The sequence below is a fragment of the Domibacillus sp. A3M-37 genome, from assembly GCF_024213455.1.
Taxonomy (GTDB): domain Bacteria; phylum Bacillota; class Bacilli; order Bacillales; family Domibacillaceae; genus Domibacillus; species Domibacillus tundrae.
Genome location: NZ_JANAVL010000022.1, coordinates 21,769 through 38,791 on the forward strand (window position 1 = coordinate 21,769; position 17,023 = coordinate 38,791).

The window sequence follows — 17,023 nt, forward strand, 5'->3', positions numbered from 1 at the left end:
AACAAATTTAATTATGAATTAATAAACATAATATCTTTAAAATTTAAGGTTTTTAATGGGATTCCTATGGTATTATATTACTAATGTGTTTTATTTTTTTACATTTAAAAAATAGGGATTTGTTTATTCGGCTTAAAAATTTTTAAACGAAGTTCCTTGAAGAGGAGAATTTAAACTATGTCAACTGTTAAAGAAAAAAGTATTTGGGTAAGTATTGAAGAAGATATTCAAAATTCAGGTCTTGATGAAAAATCCAAAAAGAAACTTTTTAATAACTTGCTGAATCTAAAAACAAAGAAGATAAATATCCTTATTACAGGTGCTACAGGAAGTGGAAAAAGTTCGACTATTAACGCCATTTTTGACACGGAAGTAGCTAAAGTTGGATATGGAGTAGATCCGGAAACAATGGATATCCAAAAGTATGAACTTGACAACTTAATTCTTTGGGACTCTCCAGGACTGGGTGACGGCAAAGAAGCAGATATTCGACATAGTAAAAATATTATCAATAAATTGGTTGAGAAAGACAAAGAAGGAAAAGCATTAATTGACTTAGTGCTTGTTATTCTTGATGGATCAAGTAGAGACTTAGGGACTTCATATCAATTAATAAATGAAGTAATCATTCCTAACCTCCCTGAAAAGGAACGTATATTAGTAGCTATAAACCAGTGTGATATCGCTATGAAAGGAAAAGGCTGGGATAATCATGGCAATGTGCCAGAGCCAGTATTAAATAATTTTCTGGATGAGAAAGTTGATTCAGTTAGACGCAGAATAAAAGAGGGGACAGGTGTCGATATTGAACCAATCTATTACTCTGCTGAAAAGTTTTACAATATTTCAAAACTGTTTAGCTTTATTGTCAAGCACACTCCAAAAGAAAAAAGAGCTGTATACATCGATAATGTGAATAAGGATCCAAACCCTTGGAAATCTAATGATGATATCAAAGATTATAATGATGAAATTAAGAAAAGTTTTATGGAATCAATAAAGGACGGAATGGCAGACGGTGCTGATATTGGAGGAGATATTGGTCGTATTTTTGGAAAAACCGGTGAAACAGTAGGAAGAATTGCAGGCGGAGTTGTCGGTGCAATTGTCGGTGGTATTAAAGGGTTATTTGGATGGTGAGTTTTTGGAATAGTCATTTTACAACAGATTTAATAAGCAGTGTTAAGAATGCTATTCCATATAAAGATTACAGGGAAGAAGATATCCGAAGAAAGATAAACGCTATTGGTTACAACCCAATAGATATTATGGTTACAGGTATAACAGGTGCCGGTAAATCGACTACTTTGAATGCCTTATTCCAAAAGGAAGTTGCTAAGGAAGGGGAAGGGGTTGATCCGGAAACAATGGAAATAAGCTCCTATTCTCTTAGTGACGAAAGGATTAGATTATGGGATACACCTGGATTAGGTGATGGTGTCATTGAGGATATTAATCATTCTAAAAAAATTATTGACCTTCTTTACAAACCTTATGGTGAAAACAGCCAATTTGGTTTCATTGATTTAGCACTGATTGTATTAGACGGAGGCAGCCGGGATTTGGGGACGACTTACAAATTATTAAATGAAATTATTGTTCCAAATATGCCAAGTGATCGTATCTTGATAGCCATAAATCAATGTGATATGGGTATGAAAGGTAAGTATTGGGATGCTCAATCTAAAACTCCCCACCCAGAACTAGTTGCACAACTTGAGGAAAAGAGCATGTCTGTGGTAAATCGAGTTTACGAGGCAACCGGGCTTGAAATTAAAAAACCTATCTATTATTCAGCAAAAAATGATTATAACATTTACAAACTATTAGATTTAATCGTAGACAATTTACCATCTACTTCAAGGCGGTTAAAGTAAGTCTAAATAAATGAATCAACCTTAAAAGTAGAAATGTTAGGATTTTTTGTTCTAAAACTCGTCCTTTTCTGAACATGGCCGCCCAGTTCTCAAAAGGGCGCTTTTTTTTGTTTTTTTCTGTTACAAAACTCTGGTTATTATTCTATGTTCAATAACCTATTCGTTTTTATGTTACTCCTTTTTGCTTTGTACAGTAGAATATATGACTTCAACTCCCGGACAACACTAGGACATTCATTTATGTACTTAGCCGTTTCTTTAAGCGTTAAGTGTATTCAAGGCTTTCAATTAGGTTTTCAGCACGTTGATTTTCAGTTTGAATTATGATTTTCATCATCCTTTCAAGGCATGTTTCAACGTATATTCCGGATAAAAGCTTAATATCATACGAGGCTGTTCTAAAGGTGTGTGGCAGATTCCAATAAGGTTTCAAGTATGTTTTCACTTATGTGTTAAGTTCGGTGAATGAAATGAACTTGAAGACGACTAATGATATGTTGCTGCTTTGAAAGGAGGACGGATAATGTGGATCCGTCCTTTTTTATTTGCTTGAAAGTTTCCTAATCCAAAAGGACCTTATCAAAATTAGTTAGGCTTGTCTTATTTAGAATCGGGTTTTTCAGACTGATTTAATATTTTATAAACGGTACTGCGCCCAACGCTGAATTCCTTTGCTATATCATTTACACTTTCTCCTGCTTGAAATAGTGTAACGATGTGGCGTTTTGTTTTTTCATCGATGGCTGGACGTCCTCCAAGACGTCCTCGTTTGCGGGCAGCCTCAAGACCGGCTTTTGTACGTTGCTGGATGATGTCACGTTCAAATTCAGCGAAAACAGCGAGCATCCCAAACATGGCACGCCCTGTAGGTGTTGTCGTATCAAAGCTGTCGTTAATGCTGACAAAGTCAATGCCTCGATTTTTCATTTCATCTGTTAACTGGTACAACTCTTTCGTACTCCGAGCAAGCCGGTCTAATTTATACACCACAAAGCGATCACCCCTTGCTGCTGCCTTCATCGCATTCTGCAATTCTGACCGGTCCGTTTTCCTGCTTGATACTTTCTCTATGTACATGATCAGTTCCATGTTCTGCTCCTGTGTATACTTTTCGATGGCGTGCTGCTGCATGTCTAAATTCTGTTCATCGGTACTCACTCGTGCATATCCAATTATTCTGGCCAATGCTGTAGCTCCTTTCAGCTGTCTAACTTAATTTGGTATAGGTTCCAGTACTGTAGCTTACATAAGAAGCATGCTGCAGAAGTCCACCGATGGTTGTGAAATTGCAGCTGGCTGTTTTCGCTTGAATGGGGAAAGTACGGTTGTACCAATTTCGTGTGATACATCCATTCATCTGAATTTCTTTAAATGCTGCTTGAAATTCTTCCAATGTGACTTTTTTAGAATTTCCGTTTTTCCCGATCGAGTAGCGAATTCCATCATTTTCAATTTTAAGGATTTTACTCAAAACCTTTGCTTTTTGAAATTCCAAACCTGGATGTAAAGATGCTTTGAATGTCTCGTACTCCACAGAATCAGCTCCTTTTTGTCTACAACCATACGTTTTATATAAAAATAAGTATAGACGAGTAAATAGACAAAAACAAGAATTTTAAGCCCCCTAAAACATTAATTTTAGGGGGCTGGCTATTTTGTCTATAAAACGGTGGTTAAATAGATTTTATTTTTAATTCAAGAATTACTCGTTTATGGTTATCTTTTTAGAAAAAGAAAGTGGATATTTATGTTAAGGTAGATAAGAGATTGTGAAAAGGCATACTTAAAGTAACGGGCAGGTTAGTTGAAAAGGGATTTAAAACACAACCATACTTAAATTTCAGTTTTTGAGAAAATTTGAGTTCGGACTTTAAAGACTTTTTGTAAGCTCTCAGAACTGTCAATAATATTACGAATTGTTTGACGGCAAAAAGGAAAGAGGCAAACATATTTCTTCACAACTTTATCGGGATATATGGATATATAAAAAGGTGCGCTCTAACTGAGTGCACCTTTTGTTTTTATGAATTGTATATTTCTCTGTTTAAATTCACAATATCCTTATCTGAAAATTCAACTTCCTTTTTTCCTGCAAGGATTTCTGTGATCCTTTCCAACACCTTATCCCGTAGTAATGGTGCTTTCTCTTTATTTGCTTTTTTCAATGCTTTCGTTAGTTCATCTTTTGTTAGCTCTGTGCAGTAAGCAGGAGTTCCTGGCTGTTGTCTCCAAGAATCCCTTAAAGAACCACTATCTACTGTGTCGAAGCCTAGCTCGTTTGCTACGTCCATGATTACTTGTTTTTGTGCTACGTCATCACCAGCAATGGTTATGGCAATTCGTCCACTAGTACCTTCGGAGGTTCCTTCATTTTCTAAAGTATGGGCTAATAAATTGTTGAAAGCTTTAATGATAGGTCTGCCTAATTGATTTGAAACCCAAACGCTTTCAACCATCCCGTTCTCGATTTCTTCAATTTTGTCGTCCCTATAAGGATAATAATTTGAAGTATCTACAATGATTACTTCCTCCCCGACTTGATTGATAATGTTCCGAATGCTCGGCAGTGCTTTTATAGGGAGAGATATTATAAGAACTTCAATATTTTTAATTGCATCCTCTACACTCACAGAAGTTCCAGCAAGCTCTTTTCCTTCTAAACGTTCAATTCCTCGAGCATCTGCAATTTTGACATCATGTCCATTTTCCACTAATTTTTTAGAAATAATTGTCCCTATTGTTCCTGCACCTATAATTCCAAATCTCATTATTATTCCTCCTAAAGAATTTGTCTATCAAAGAATTAAACTGCTTAAAGTTGCACAATCATATGTTTACCAAACCGCATACATATATTCACTAGATATTAAAAACGTATTGAGTATTTCTGTTACATATACTAGAATAAAATCATTTCTCATCTTTTTGAAGTAGGCAATTAAAATTGACATAGTACATTTTTTTGTACTTAACAGTAGGAAGCAGGTGAAAAGGTGTCTAGAATATGTAAGGATGGATTTGACAAAGAGTGTATAAAGGAACAGAGAGAAGTATATGGCATTGCCTATACCCAAAACATACTCTCCGGACGTTGGAAATATCTCATTCTTTGGTTTTTAAAGTCCAAAGAGCGTCGGTATAGTGAAATCAAAGCTTTTTTATGGGATATTTCACAAGGCTCTCTCACAAAACAGTTGAGAGAATTAGAAACAGATGGATTAATTAAACGAGAGGTTTTTCCCGAGGTACCTCCACGTGTTGAATATTCATTAACAACTAAAGGGCGTGAATTTATCCCAATAATTGATATGATGGAGAATTTTGGCAAAAAATTTGGAGAGAAACCTGAGTGAAATAACAAAATGATATTTTTTTATTAATTGAGTCGATACTGTGAAGTATTGTACTTAAATTAACGGGGGCAAGAGTAGAAGATCAATGGCTGTCGATGTGGGCAGCCTTTTCTTATTGCGTTAACGGGCAGATAGTGGAAGAGGCGTTGGAGATGATGAAGATAAAATAAGCCAAAATAATTATAGATAAAATTTCATCTAGATGAATTCATCCCAAAGTAATGTATTAAGTTTCTTAATATAAGTTGACAGCTAAATTTCACCATGATATATTTAGCCTGCTAAATATGTTTTGACTAGTGGAGGTTTATCTATGAACGATAAAGTTGGATGCGATATTCGTGAGTCGTTAGATAAAGTTTCATCCCAAATGCGTCGAGATTATAGCGAAAGTCTAAGAGAACTTAATCTTCATGTAGGCCAGGATAAACTACTCGCTCGTTTGTGGTTAGGTGATGGAATAACACAAATGCAGCTATGTGAACATTTAAAATGCGAACCGCCTACGGTAACAAATATGGTTAAATCGCTGGAGCAAAATGGGTTCATATACCGTAAACGTGATGAACAAGATGCAAGGGTTATGCGGATTTTTCTAACAGACACAGGCAAAGAATTAGAGAAGCCGGTTGATTTCAAATGGAAGCAGCAGCAGGAAAAATTACTGCATTCATTTTCACCGGAGGATCTCTTACTATTAAGGCAATTAATGAAGCGAATGGAGAAAAACTTATTTTAAGTTTTCTCTACGTTTATAATTAGCAGGCTAAATAATTATTTAGTACCGTAAACATTAAATACTTCTATGTTGTTTATTTATTGAGAAAAGGGTTATGGGAACCAATGAAAGCGATGTGTCCAGCCGAAACAATGATAGCAGTATGGCTAAAACGCATTTGCTTCATTTCAGAGGAGAATATTTTTCTAAAGACGCACATTGAATAATAGCCGTTCTCAGCAAGGAAGCCCTGTTATTTCGAAAGCGGGAACCCAGGATTTTAACGAGAAATTGCACTAGCCTTTTACAACGAATACGTACTTAATCCCAAGGGATATGAGTATTACACGCGACAACTTGATAAGAAAATCATAAGGAAAATTGTCCTTGCTGGGTGATCACCAACAGAATAGTTAGTAAGCTAAACATTTTTTGTGTTTTTCAGATCTACTGAAATGCAATTAGAAATAATTTACTGCGGCTCTTTTGCCTACTTGGAGCCTGTTTAAAATAAAGGAGAAGAGATACATGGAAAAAAGAAAAGAGATGCAGCTAGCACTACAAATGGTTTCTGGGTACGGAGCTGAATTCAGCGCTTGGAGAATGCCTGGCACCGACCCAGCCGCCTACACAAATACGGATAGTTATGTGGAGCGGGCTAAATTAGCTGAAAAAGGAAAATTTCAAATGATCTTCATCGCGGATACTCCGGCATTAACCGTCGACTTAGGTCCTCAGACTCCTATGTTTCCTATGGACCCTATGTTAGCACTAATGGCTGTAGCCAGAGAAACGAAACATATTGGGCTTGTTGCTACCCTTTCAACGACATTCAATTATCCATATAACCTAGCACGTCAGTTTAAAGCACTGGATTTGATAAGTCATGGACGTGTAGGTTGGAATGCGGTCACCACATCCGAGCCATTAGCGGCAGCAAATTTTGGTGCACAGATCGCCAGTCGCAAAGAACGATATGACATGGCTCATGAATCCATACAAATTGTTCAAGCATTGTGGGGGAGTTGGGAATCAGACGCTTGGACGTTAGATGTAGAAGGTGGAAAATTTGCCGACATGAACAAAATTCAGCCTATAAATCTCGGAGGACAGTATTATTCATCTCGTGGTCCGTTGCCAATCCCCCCTTCTGAACAAGGTCAGCCAGTTATATTTCAAGCAGGTGGAGGAAATGAAGGATTGGAATTGGCGGGTATGTACGCATCTGGTGTCTATGCAAATCCTTATGATATAGAATCTGCTCGTGAACATAGGCAAGCGCTTCGACAAAGTGCAGCTCGTTTTGGGCGAAATCCCGATGATATCAAGATGTATGCAGGTTTTATGTTTTCCCTGGGCTCAACGGAAGAAGAAGGTTTGGAACGGCGAAGACAGTTGATGAGTTTTAATCCTGATGAGATTCCAAGCAGGGTAAGATACCTTGGATCCATGGTTGGTTTACCACTATCGGTGCACTCGATAGATATTGATCAGCCTTTATCAGCTGACATATTGAAAAAGGCATATGCCAACCCAATGGATCCACGTTCCTCCAGAGCTTTAAAGCTGCTGAAACAAGGGCTGTCCGTTCGAGATGTTCTTGCCCATGGGGTCATTAACTATCATCCAGTAGTAGCAGGAACTCCCGTACAAGTTGCTGACTTCTTGGAAGAATGGTTTTTGGCCGGTGCATGTGACGGCTTCTCGGTTGTTCCAGATATAGCCTATGATGGAGTGGCTGATTTTGTGGACCTGGTTGTCCCCATTTTGCAGGACCGCGGTTTGTTCCACAGAGAATATGAAGGAAAAACACTGCGCGAGAATATGGGAGTTCCTTACCAATATGGAAGTGCTAAATATTAAAATAATTAATAGAGGAGAGGGTTCAAATGAATAATACCCTTGAATTGCTTCATAATCATACATCTATTCGTTCTTTTACAGATCAACCACTGACAGAGGAACAACGGGCGGCAATCTTTAAGGCAGCTAATCAAACTTCATCTTTCAGCCTTCTACAGGCTGTTTCCATCATTAGAATTACAGATCCGGATCTTCGAAAAAAAGCGATGCAGCTCTCTGCTAATCAGCCTTATATTGAAGAAGCAGCAGAGTTCTGGATTTTTTGTGCAGATTTTAACCGCAATCATCAAATTGCCCCAGATGTTGACCTTGACTATATTGAATTTCTTTTAATCGGTTCATTCGATGCTGGGCTAATGGCTCAAAATGCGTTAACTGCAGCTGAATCAATGGGACTCGGTGGTGTATATATCGGTGGAGTAAGATTGAATATTACAGAATTAACTGAGGTATTACATTTGCCAAAGTATGTGGTTCCTTTAGCTGGTCTATGCATAGGCCATCCTGCTGGAGAGAAACCTGGACTAAAACCACGTTTGCCTCAATCAATGGTTATGTTTGATAATCAGTACCAGCCACTCGATGAAGATAAATTAGCAGTTTATGACCAACAGATGCGTGAATATTACCAAGATCGTCCTGTTAGAGCGCCTTTCACAGTGAAGAAAGTAAAGGGATGGACAGATCATATTGAGGATCACCTTGAAAGAAGCATACTGCCCTTCATGCTTGAGTATTTAAACAAACAAGGATTTGCTAAAAAATAAACGGTTATTACTTAATTTGATTTATAAGGAGATATAGAAATGAAGAAGCAATACAATACGCGTGCCATCTTGGCATCGCTGCTTATCTGCGGTTTTGTCGGCATGTTTAGCGAAACCGCTCTAAACATAGCAATGACTAATTTAATGGATGTGTTCCAAATTTCAGCCGCAACCGCACAGTGGTTAACAACCGGTTTCCTGCTGACTCTTGGCATTTTAATGCCAATGAGCGGGCTGCTGCTGCAGAGGTTTACAACGAGACAGCTGTTCACCGGTTCGCTCACAAGCTTAATTCTAGGTACACTCATTGCGGCGCTCGCGTTCAATTTTGAAATGCTGATGTTCGCCCGAGTTTTACAGGCGGCAGGCATGGGGTTATTGCTGCCGCTCATGTTCAATACGATTCTTGTTATATACCCGCCGGAAAAGCGGGGGGCGGCGATGGGCTTCGTTGGACTTGTGATCATGTTTGCGCCAGCAACCGGCCCGACCATCGGCGGTCTATTAATAGAGTATTTAACATGGCATTATATCTTCTGGTTATCGCTGCCGTTCCTGGTTATTGGGTTGTTGGTAGGACTGAAGTATTTGGAAAATGTCACCGATGTCACGAAGCCCCGGATCGATCTGCTGTCTGTCGCATTGTCAACGATCGGCTTTGGAGGGGTTGTCTTCGGCTTCAGTAAAGCAGGCGAAGGATCTGAAGGATGGGGCAGCGCAGTTGTGGTCACTTCAATCATTGTTGGGCTCGTCGCGCTGGTGCTGTTCATACTGCGGCAGAACTCTATGAGCGAGCCGATGTTGAATCTGAGCGTTTTCAAGTACCCAATGTACGTCGTTGGACTGCTTCTGGTACTGTCGTGTATGTTGATCATTATGTCGAGCATGATTATCCTGCCGATGTTTCTGCAGACGGGTGCAGGATTGTCTGTGTTCACTGCGGGACTCATGCTTTTGCCAGGCAGCGCGCTGAACGGTATCCTCTCCCCACGTATGGGGAGCTTGTTCGATAAATATGGGCCGAAATGGCTCGTTATTCCCGGCCTCGTGATCGTTGCAGTCATGTTATGGTTCTTTACTACCCTATCTCCTGCTTCTTCAGTGGCCTTTATCGTGGCTTTGCATATCGGGCTCATGGTTGGGGTAGGCATGATATGGATGCCTGCTCAAACGAACGGGCTCAATCAATTGCCGCCGGAGCTATACCCGCACGGCACGGCAGTCATGAACACACTGCAGCAGGTCGTGGGCGCGATTGGAACAGCGGTCGCCATCAGTATCCTTATGGGCAGTATGGAGAAATACTTGCACGGCTCCTCCGCTCCGGCCAAACAGGCTGAAATTGCAAACGCGATGACGGCTGGATCACAAAACGTGTTCCTGTTCACGATGATCATAGCACTGGTTGGCTTGGTCATAGCGTTCTTCATCCGCCGCGTCGTAGTCAGCCGCGAAGCGGTGCATTCGCCACATTAATGTTTTGTCAGCGAATCCCTTGTCGGTATCTATTAGGAACATTCACACTAAATGGAAGAAAAATTGGATGTCGGTTGGAGTTTTATGAGCTGGTGTCATCCGGATTACTCATTGTGAAGAATTACCTTAAACAAACAGGGGCATTGATCCAAGAAGGATCAATGCTCTTTTTTTGTTTAGCTAAAGGGCGGCATTCCTGTAATAAAAGAAATAGCAAAAGACAAGTTTATGAAGAAATGCACTTAAACTAAAGGGGGCGTTAGTTGAAAAAGTGAACCATAAAACTCGTTTACGAATGCAACATAAATGCTATTTTTGGTTACCTAATGTTTAATATAGACAGTAGTTAAAAGAAGTCTCCCATTGAGACTTCTTTTCTATCTTCATTAATTTTTCTTTTTAGACTGATTTAAATGTTAGGGTTAAAAATCTGATAAAATTAAATAAGACCCTCTATTTTAGCATCCTTTTTAAATTTTAAAATGGCTTCTACTGCCTTTTTGTATCCTCCAGAATCTCTTAAGGATTTGCCAATTTCCAAGCTTTTTTCTCTAAATGAAGAGTTCGATAGCACTTGTTCTGTTGTATTTCGTAAGGTACTAGCATCTAATTCTTGACGATTAAGTTGTAGACCAGCTCCTAATTCTTCAATCCGATTAGCCACTATTAGCTGATCGCCCACAACAGGCATAACAACAAGAGGAACTCCAAAATAAAGTCCTTCACTTGTACTATTCATTCCACCATGAGTAATAAAAACATCTGCTTGTTCTAGTATTTCTAACTGAGGTACATAATTACGTATAATGAAATTAGATGGAATATCTTTAAATTGGCTAACGTCCGTCTGTTTTCCTACTGATAGTATAACTGTAGCCTGTATTTCTTGGAATGCTTCAAAGCAGGTAGTATATAACTCAGGTTGCTGGTTAAATATTGTTCCCATTGAAATAAAGACAAGCTTATTACCAGGAATACTTTTTAATGAAAGAGTTTCTACATCTTTTCGCGGCGCAATAGAAGGACCAACAAAAATAAAAGAGTTATCAAACTTTTCAGCACGAGGTTGATATGATCTTGAGGTATATACAAGAGTAATATCGCCAGGGCAAGACATCAGCTTATGATTATCTTTGATTGTTATACCATATTTTCGGCTCCATTTTTTTAATATCTCTTCAAGTTCTTGATATGTTGGAGATGTCTTATTAATTTCTCCTCGACTTTTCATAACGTTTGAAAAGACCTCTTCATCAATAGCAAACGTTGTACAAGAGGATATTTTGGGTATATTCAATATATCAGCAATCATCCATCCTGCGGCGAAATTATTATCATAAATAACGTAGTCGTATTTTTCAGCCCCTATGTCCTCTAGAACACCTTCTATGACTGTATCCGCAGAGCGTACCATATATAATAGCATTTCAAGAGGGTCCATTCTTTTTGCCATTTTTTTCACTAGATCTGCATTGCGTGTGAAATTTTTATAAGGACGAAATGTAGCTCCCGTTTTCTCAATTTTATTTCTATATTCCTCTATACAGTAATAGACAACCTCTTCACCCTTTTTTAGTAGTTCTTCCACTAATGCAATGGTAGGATTGACGTGACCTTCTCCAGGATAATTAAGGAATAAAACTTTTCCCATCTTAATTCCTCCTTTTATAATATAAATAGTTCATGTCATTATACCATCGGATACAACATAAATAGATGATATGCTCCCCTCCAAGTAGATAGTAGCGTTGCTTTCTTACAACTGTCTACTTAAAGGGGAGCATATCAATGTATTATGTTGTATTGAGAACGCCCCGGATTTTTAAAATCTGGGGCGTTTTTGCGATTTGAGTACAATCACAAGGGGATTTTTGTAATGCGTCTTATTGAACTAACAAGGCAGATTAGTGGAAGAAGGTGTTTTATATCTTACTGAAGAATATATGGGCGAGTAGAATTAAATTAAAAAAGGAGAAATAACGATGCCAAAACAATTTTGGATTAACTTGCCGGTAAAAAACATCAATAAATCAAAAGAGTTTTATAGCAAAGTTGGATTTTCTGTTAATGAGCAACATGGCAATAGCGATCAAGCGCAATTAATCATCGGGGATAATAATGCTGCTGTCATGCTTTTTCCAGAGTCTACTTTCGAAAACTTTACTAGACATGTAATTGTTGATACAAAGCAAGCTACGGAAGTATTGCTATCCGTTGATGCCGACAGCAGAGAAGAAGTAGATGTAGTGGCAAAGAATGCAGTAGAGGCTGGCGGTACAATATATGGAGAGCCTTCAGAGATACAAGGATGGATGTACGGGTGCGGTTTTACTGATTTAGATGGTCATCGGTGGAATGTGTTGTATATGGATATGAGCAAGATGCCGAAGGAGTAAGAAATAGAAAGCTAAATCTCTTATTAAGCTCCCATGAAAGAATAATAAATATTTCATCATCTGTGGTGCTGCGAAGTGCGGCATGGATGGCTAACGGGGGCTTTTGTTTAATATCTCGTCTGTCATATCGGCAGCCTTTTCTTATTCAGCTAACGGAGCAGGTTTGTTGAAGAAGGATATTTCCTGTTTTAAGCGAGTTAGAATTTCAAACAAAATTTACACGAATACAGGTATTGAAAATAACAGGAACATAGGAGGTATCAGATATGAAGATCAATGGAATAGATCATGTGAGTATAAACGTAAATGATCTTTCAGAGGCTAAAGCGTTTTTTCTTGATTTAGGACTTGAAGTGCAAGCGGAATGGGAATTGGATGGTGAACAGTTGGATAGAATAGTTGGGCTTAATGATGTTAAAACGGCATGTGTAGGATTGGGGATGCCAGATGGTCAGACATGGATAGAGCTAGTCAAATTTTATACGCCATCAGATGAAAAAGATATTCAGCAACCTTTTGCAAATACGCTGGGTATCCGACATATTTGCTTTGCTGTTGAAGATATTGAAGCTGTTGTTACAAAATTGAAAAAGAGGGGTACAGAAATCTTTAGTGAGATACAGCAATATGAAGAAAGTTATAAGTTATGCTACGTTCGTGGTCCAGAGGGTATTATTTTAGAGTTGGCGGAGAAACTCAGATAAATATTGAATGGACTTTAAATAATTTAGATTTCAAATTTTAAAGATTTCTTCTTAAACTATCGGGGGCAAGAGTTTAAGAACCGGCTGCTATTCCAGTCGGTCTTTTTTCTACCTCAACTAAAGAAGCAGTTTAACTAAATAAGATATAGTTATGAGTTTTTATCAATAATTCATAATTTCCCTTATGTCCGGTATTTGATAAGTTAAAGGAAAGAAAGGGGGATTATAATGGGAATTTTTGATGCGCATTTCCATATTATTGATTTTGATTTTCCGATTATCGAAAACCAGGGATATACACCACCGAGCTATGTGGTATCAGATTATCAAAATGAAACTGCTGATTTGAATGTGTTAGGTGGAGCGATTGTGTCTGGGTCTTTTCAAGTATTTGACCAAGAATACTTATTGAAGGCACTTAAACAAATGGGTCCAGCATTTTGCGGCGTTACGCAATTGCCCTTTAATGTGACGGATGATGAAATTGTAAGCTTACATCACAATGGGGTAAGAGCATTACGGTTTAATATCAAACGAGGCGGTTCCGAAGATTTATCAAAGCTCGATTACTTTGCAAGAAGAGTTTATGATTTGGCTGGGTGGCATAGTGAACTTTATATTGATGCAAAAGAGTTGCCTGAAATTGCATCGACCATTGAAAAATTACCTGCTATTTCAATTGACCATTTAGGATTGTCTGAAGAAGGACTAACGCATTTATTAAAATTAGTTGATAAAGGTATACACGTAAAAGCAACAGGCTTTGGGCGTGTGGAACTAAGTGTTAAAAACGCTTTAAAATCCATATATAAAACAAATCCTGATGCACTTATGTTTGGCACAGATTTGCCATCAACAAGAGCGAAAAGACCTTTTGAATATGGAGATATTGAATTGATTCAGCAGCTATTTGATGAAAAAGCTGCTGATAAAATCTTGTATACAAATGCTTTAAAATGGTATTTCAAGTAATTCGGTTCCTATTAGATTAAGAATGAAATACTAAAATTTTTGAGTGTGTACACTTAAACTATAGGGGGCAAGAGTCTAATGGAGCAACGATGGTTATTTGAACCTCGTTGCTCTTATTCATTTTTTAGAAATACTTCTGATAAAATTCCTTCCTAAGTTGAACACTTAAATCAGCATATATTCAAGTTGTTTCACTTTTCTCATGTCCCATTAAATTTTGTATTACTTCAATGGGGGCGCCATTATTTAACAAATGAGTTGCATAGCTGTGTCTCAGTTGATGGGGATAGATTTCTTTGTCAATACCTGCTCGTTTGGATATACGTTTAATGATATATCTCATTTGTGCTTTGCTCATTCGATGAGGATCGCTTCATCATTATCGTTCCGACTTTCTATATATCGTTTAAGCCAAATATCGCATCGAATATTAAAATAAACTTCTCTTTCCTTGTCACCTTTACCCCTAACTATGGCAGAATGATTAGACCAATTTATGTTATTCTTATCAAGTGTTACTACCTCCCCAATCCTACATCCTGTCGAAAACATGAACTCAAATAGACTTTTTTCCAAAGGTGTATAACAGACTTCACGAAGATGTTCAATCTCCCTTTCTGTTAAAAACTTTGGAATTCGTTTCCCTGCCTTTGGCTCTTTAATCTTAGCTGCAGGGTTTATACTGATATGTCCTTCCTCATATGACCAGCGAAGAAGCGATTTTATTGAACGAACACGGTGAGCTAATGATGAGGGTTTTAACGTTTTGCTCGATTCAGATAAATATTCTTTTAATTGTTCTGTTGTAAGTGAATTGATTTCTATATCTCCCAAATAACGAATAAGCAAGGTAGCTTGAAGTTGATATGCTTTTAATGTTTGTGGCGAGAATCCTTCTATTCGCTTATCCGATTCATACGTTTCCCATGCTTGTGATAATAACAAAATACATCTCCCCCTTAAAATTTCTTTTAAAGGAATTATAGACTTGACTATAGAAATTGAAACGGAAGAGACTATTCAACTATCGGAGCAGATTAACTGAATAAAGATCCCAACATCTGAATATTAGAATACAACGATAATCCAAAAAACAGGGGTGTTGTAATTGAGGATATTAGTTACAGGTGCAACCGGACAACTGGGTTCAGCTTTGCTAAATCAACTTAAGGATTCTGGTTATAAAGTTAAAATAACTTCGAGAAGAAAACCTGAAGAAATAGGAGATTTCGAGTGGGTTTATAGCGATTTATTGTCTTGTGAAGGTATAGAAGAAGCAGTAAAGGACGTAGATGTAATTATTCATGCAGCAACAAGTCCGATTAAAAATTCAAAAAACGTTGAGGTTTCAGGTTTTGAGGAATTTTTAAGAAAGATTCCACACATAAAACATTTTATTTATCCATCAATTGTTGGTATAGATGAAATACCATTCAATTATTATAAGCTAAAATATGAAGCAGAAGGTTTATTAGAGAATAGTTCTATCCCTTATACAATTGCACGTGCAACTCAATTCCATCACTTTGTTGAAAATTTATTTCTATCAAAACCTTTCTTTAAAAGATATATTGTTCCTGGAAACATTAAATGTCAAAGTGTCGATGTAAGTGAATTTGCCAATCATTTAATAGGTCTAGTGGATAAAGGTCCACAAGGAAGAACGAATGATTTTGGCGGTCCAGATATAATGACATTAAGAGAAATGGCTGAACTGAAAATCAAAGTAAATAATGAAACAAATAAAATTGTAAGCATCTCCTTACCAGGAAAATTATATAGATCTTTCCTCGATGGAAAAAATACCAATTCCATTCAAAGAACAGGAAAAATCACATTTGAGAAATATTTAAGTAATAAGGTAGATTGAGTATGTTTTATATGAAAGGTTATTAAGGCTTTCTTAAAGATTATAAAAAATGTACTTGAATAAACGGGGCTTGAAATGAAGAATGGGGGTAGCTGCGGCACCTCCTTTTCTTATTGAACAAACGAGCAGGTTAGTTGAACAAGAGATAGGAAATAGTACATCTGCCGATCATGGGCCTTTAAGGAGAGACGCAATGTACATTTCTTACCAGGAGCTCAAATATTATAACCGGTTCATGAACCAAGTGGAAGATTTACTTCAAATTTGCCAACTCGCATTGGGAGCGAAAACTTTTTATATTGCACATTTGGATCAGGAGTGTTGGGTGGATGGATGAAAAGGATAAACACTTGTCCTACGGAGACGCTTCTTATGTATTCCCCCTTGTGCAGTAAGAGAACTTTGCGACTTTCAAAAAATATCTGGAGATTTAAATTATTCGTCTGGATTATCAAAAATCGCTGCCTACTCTTAACTAAAGGATGCGTTCGTATTATAGAGTTAACCAGTTTTTACTGGTTGCTCCTTTTTTTTATAGGACCTATTATTTAGGGCTGGGGAATATCCGCCAGCCCTTTCCTGCTTAATAATCATAATACAATTCTTCCGCCCGCTTCTTGTCCGTTCCCTTCAGATAAGACCATATATAGCGAGGGTTTGTGACCATAACCCAATCCCCGAATTTATCAAACTTTCTGCTTGATGTGAGCATGCCAAAAGGGATGATGCCGAAAAGCTTTCGATTTACCAGCCCCCACATCATCAGCCGATGGGCAAAATCAGCGTCTTCGGCCATAAGCAATTCCTCATTGAATCCATTAATGGCCACGAAATCTTTTCTGTAGCACCAGAAAATCCCAACTGAAATCAAACCATACTTGATTAGCATTGGAATGGATATGGCTGCAACAGATGTTAGAATCCCCAAAGACATACGGTCAAATAACCCGGATGTCCCGCCACCGATAAATAACCCGCTCGATAATAACAAATTCACTCTAGATAGGAATCCTTTAGACATTCTGGT

At 37.8% G+C, this 17,023-nt stretch carries 16 protein-coding genes and 1 pseudogene; 11 read left to right on the plus strand and 6 right to left on the minus strand.

Annotated features, from left to right (window positions below; translation table 11 throughout):
* Positions 1–177 precede the first annotated feature (177 nt).
* Positions 178–1,140, plus strand: coding sequence for a GTPase family protein (locus tag NLX67_RS19750; RefSeq protein ID WP_254313138.1), 963 nt, complete (start codon positions 178–180; stop codon positions 1,138–1,140).
* The gene (locus NLX67_RS19755) at positions 1,134–1,877 is read left to right on the plus strand and encodes a GTPase family protein (protein ID WP_254313139.1); all 744 of its coding nucleotides are present in this window, start codon (positions 1,134–1,136) and stop codon (positions 1,875–1,877) included. Before NLX67_RS19750 ends, NLX67_RS19755 begins: the two co-directional genes overlap by 7 nt.
* A gap of 600 nt (positions 1,878–2,477) precedes the next feature.
* On the opposite strand, the gene NLX67_RS19760 is transcribed toward NLX67_RS19755, so the two are convergent.
* The 3 genes from NLX67_RS19760 to NLX67_RS19770 all read right to left on the minus strand — a co-directional run bounded on the left by NLX67_RS19760 (position 2,478) and on the right by NLX67_RS19770 (position 4,645).
* Complete coding sequence (locus tag NLX67_RS19760) at positions 2,478–3,062, minus strand: recombinase family protein (protein ID WP_254313141.1); 585 nt, start codon at positions 3,060–3,062, stop codon at positions 2,478–2,480.
* Positions 3,063–3,084: 22 nt separating this feature from the next.
* On the minus strand, positions 3,085–3,411 hold the full coding sequence (locus NLX67_RS19765; protein ID WP_254313142.1) for a hypothetical protein: 327 nt from the start codon (positions 3,409–3,411) through the stop codon (positions 3,085–3,087).
* Positions 3,412–3,898: 487 nt separating this feature from the next.
* Positions 3,899–4,645 carry an NADPH-dependent F420 reductase gene (locus NLX67_RS19770; protein ID WP_254313143.1) on the minus strand — a complete coding sequence of 249 codons (747 nt, stop codon included), beginning with the start codon at positions 4,643–4,645 and terminating at the stop codon, positions 3,899–3,901.
* A gap of 225 nt (positions 4,646–4,870) precedes the next feature.
* Between NLX67_RS19770 and NLX67_RS19775 the strand changes: the two genes are divergently transcribed.
* The 5 genes from NLX67_RS19775 (at position 4,871) to NLX67_RS19795 (ending at position 10,054) form a co-directional block, all read left to right on the plus strand.
* Entirely contained in the window at positions 4,871–5,230 is a 360-nt protein-coding gene (locus tag NLX67_RS19775; RefSeq protein WP_254313145.1) for a winged helix-turn-helix transcriptional regulator, read from the plus strand.
* Between the two features lie 313 nt (positions 5,231–5,543).
* A complete protein-coding gene (locus NLX67_RS19780) occupies positions 5,544–5,969 on the plus strand; it encodes a MarR family winged helix-turn-helix transcriptional regulator (protein ID WP_254313146.1) in 426 nt (141 codons plus the stop codon).
* A gap of 507 nt (positions 5,970–6,476) precedes the next feature.
* Entirely contained in the window at positions 6,477–7,811 is a 1,335-nt protein-coding gene (locus tag NLX67_RS19785; protein WP_254313148.1) for an NtaA/DmoA family FMN-dependent monooxygenase, read from the plus strand.
* Positions 7,812–7,837: 26 nt separating this feature from the next.
* The gene (nfsA, locus tag NLX67_RS19790; protein WP_254313150.1) at positions 7,838–8,578 is read left to right on the plus strand and encodes an oxygen-insensitive NADPH nitroreductase; all 741 of its coding nucleotides are present in this window, start codon (positions 7,838–7,840) and stop codon (positions 8,576–8,578) included.
* Between the two features lie 39 nt (positions 8,579–8,617).
* The gene (locus NLX67_RS19795; protein WP_254313151.1) at positions 8,618–10,054 is read left to right on the plus strand and encodes a DHA2 family efflux MFS transporter permease subunit; all 1,437 of its coding nucleotides are present in this window, start codon (positions 8,618–8,620) and stop codon (positions 10,052–10,054) included.
* A 439-nt stretch (positions 10,055–10,493) separates the two neighbouring features.
* Here the strand turns inward: NLX67_RS19795 and NLX67_RS19800 are convergent, their stop codons facing one another.
* Positions 10,494–11,705: a macrolide family glycosyltransferase gene (locus NLX67_RS19800; RefSeq protein WP_254313152.1), complete on the minus strand. Its 1,212-nt coding sequence runs from the start codon at positions 11,703–11,705 to the stop codon at positions 10,494–10,496.
* A gap of 331 nt (positions 11,706–12,036) precedes the next feature.
* Between NLX67_RS19800 and NLX67_RS19805 the strand changes: the two genes are divergently transcribed.
* The 3 genes from NLX67_RS19805 to NLX67_RS19815 all read left to right on the plus strand — a co-directional run bounded on the left by NLX67_RS19805 (position 12,037) and on the right by NLX67_RS19815 (position 14,126).
* A complete protein-coding gene (locus NLX67_RS19805; RefSeq protein WP_254313153.1) occupies positions 12,037–12,450 on the plus strand; it encodes a VOC family protein in 414 nt (137 codons plus the stop codon).
* A gap of 266 nt (positions 12,451–12,716) precedes the next feature.
* The gene (locus tag NLX67_RS19810; RefSeq protein ID WP_254313155.1) at positions 12,717–13,154 is read left to right on the plus strand and encodes a VOC family protein; all 438 of its coding nucleotides are present in this window, start codon (positions 12,717–12,719) and stop codon (positions 13,152–13,154) included.
* A 228-nt stretch (positions 13,155–13,382) separates the two neighbouring features.
* Positions 13,383–14,126, plus strand: a complete 744-nt coding sequence (locus NLX67_RS19815) for an amidohydrolase family protein (RefSeq protein ID WP_254313157.1) — start codon at positions 13,383–13,385, stop codon at positions 14,124–14,126.
* 181 nt (positions 14,127–14,307) lie between these two features.
* Here NLX67_RS19815 and NLX67_RS19820 read toward each other — a convergent pair.
* Positions 14,308–15,071 (minus strand): annotated as a pseudogene (locus NLX67_RS19820) (tyrosine-type recombinase/integrase).
* A gap of 163 nt (positions 15,072–15,234) precedes the next feature.
* Between NLX67_RS19820 and NLX67_RS19825 the strand changes: the two are divergent.
* Positions 15,235–15,996 carry an SDR family oxidoreductase gene (locus NLX67_RS19825; protein ID WP_254313158.1) on the plus strand — a complete coding sequence of 254 codons (762 nt, stop codon included), beginning with the start codon at positions 15,235–15,237 and terminating at the stop codon, positions 15,994–15,996.
* Positions 15,997–16,579: 583 nt separating this feature from the next.
* Here NLX67_RS19825 and NLX67_RS19830 read toward each other — a convergent pair.
* The coding region (locus NLX67_RS19830) for a glycosyltransferase family protein (protein ID WP_254313160.1) at positions 16,580–17,023 on the minus strand (444 nt) is incomplete at its 5' end.

Excerpts from the sequence above, each read along its gene's own strand:
- NLX67_RS19800 (WP_254313152.1), bottom strand. The coding sequence starts at position 11,705 with ATGGGAAAAGTTTTATTCCTTAATTATCCTGGAGAAGGTCACGTCAAT.
- nfsA (WP_254313150.1), top strand. The coding sequence starts at position 7,838 with ATGAATAATACCCTTGAATTGCTTCATAATCATACATCTATTCGTTCT.
- NLX67_RS19815 (WP_254313157.1), top strand. The coding sequence starts at position 13,383 with ATGGGAATTTTTGATGCGCATTTCCATATTATTGATTTTGATTTTCCG.
- NLX67_RS19785 (WP_254313148.1), top strand. The coding sequence starts at position 6,477 with ATGGAAAAAAGAAAAGAGATGCAGCTAGCACTACAAATGGTTTCTGGG.
- NLX67_RS19810 (WP_254313155.1), top strand. The coding sequence starts at position 12,717 with ATGAAGATCAATGGAATAGATCATGTGAGTATAAACGTAAATGATCTT.
- NLX67_RS19755 (WP_254313139.1), top strand. The coding sequence starts at position 1,134 with ATGGTGAGTTTTTGGAATAGTCATTTTACAACAGATTTAATAAGCAGT.
- NLX67_RS19795 (WP_254313151.1), top strand. The coding sequence starts at position 8,618 with ATGAAGAAGCAATACAATACGCGTGCCATCTTGGCATCGCTGCTTATC.
- NLX67_RS19780 (WP_254313146.1), top strand. The coding sequence starts at position 5,544 with ATGAACGATAAAGTTGGATGCGATATTCGTGAGTCGTTAGATAAAGTT.
- NLX67_RS19750 (WP_254313138.1), top strand. The coding sequence starts at position 178 with ATGTCAACTGTTAAAGAAAAAAGTATTTGGGTAAGTATTGAAGAAGAT.
- NLX67_RS19770 (WP_254313143.1), bottom strand. The coding sequence starts at position 4,645 with ATGAGATTTGGAATTATAGGTGCAGGAACAATAGGGACAATTATTTCT.
- NLX67_RS19805 (WP_254313153.1), top strand. The coding sequence starts at position 12,037 with ATGCCAAAACAATTTTGGATTAACTTGCCGGTAAAAAACATCAATAAA.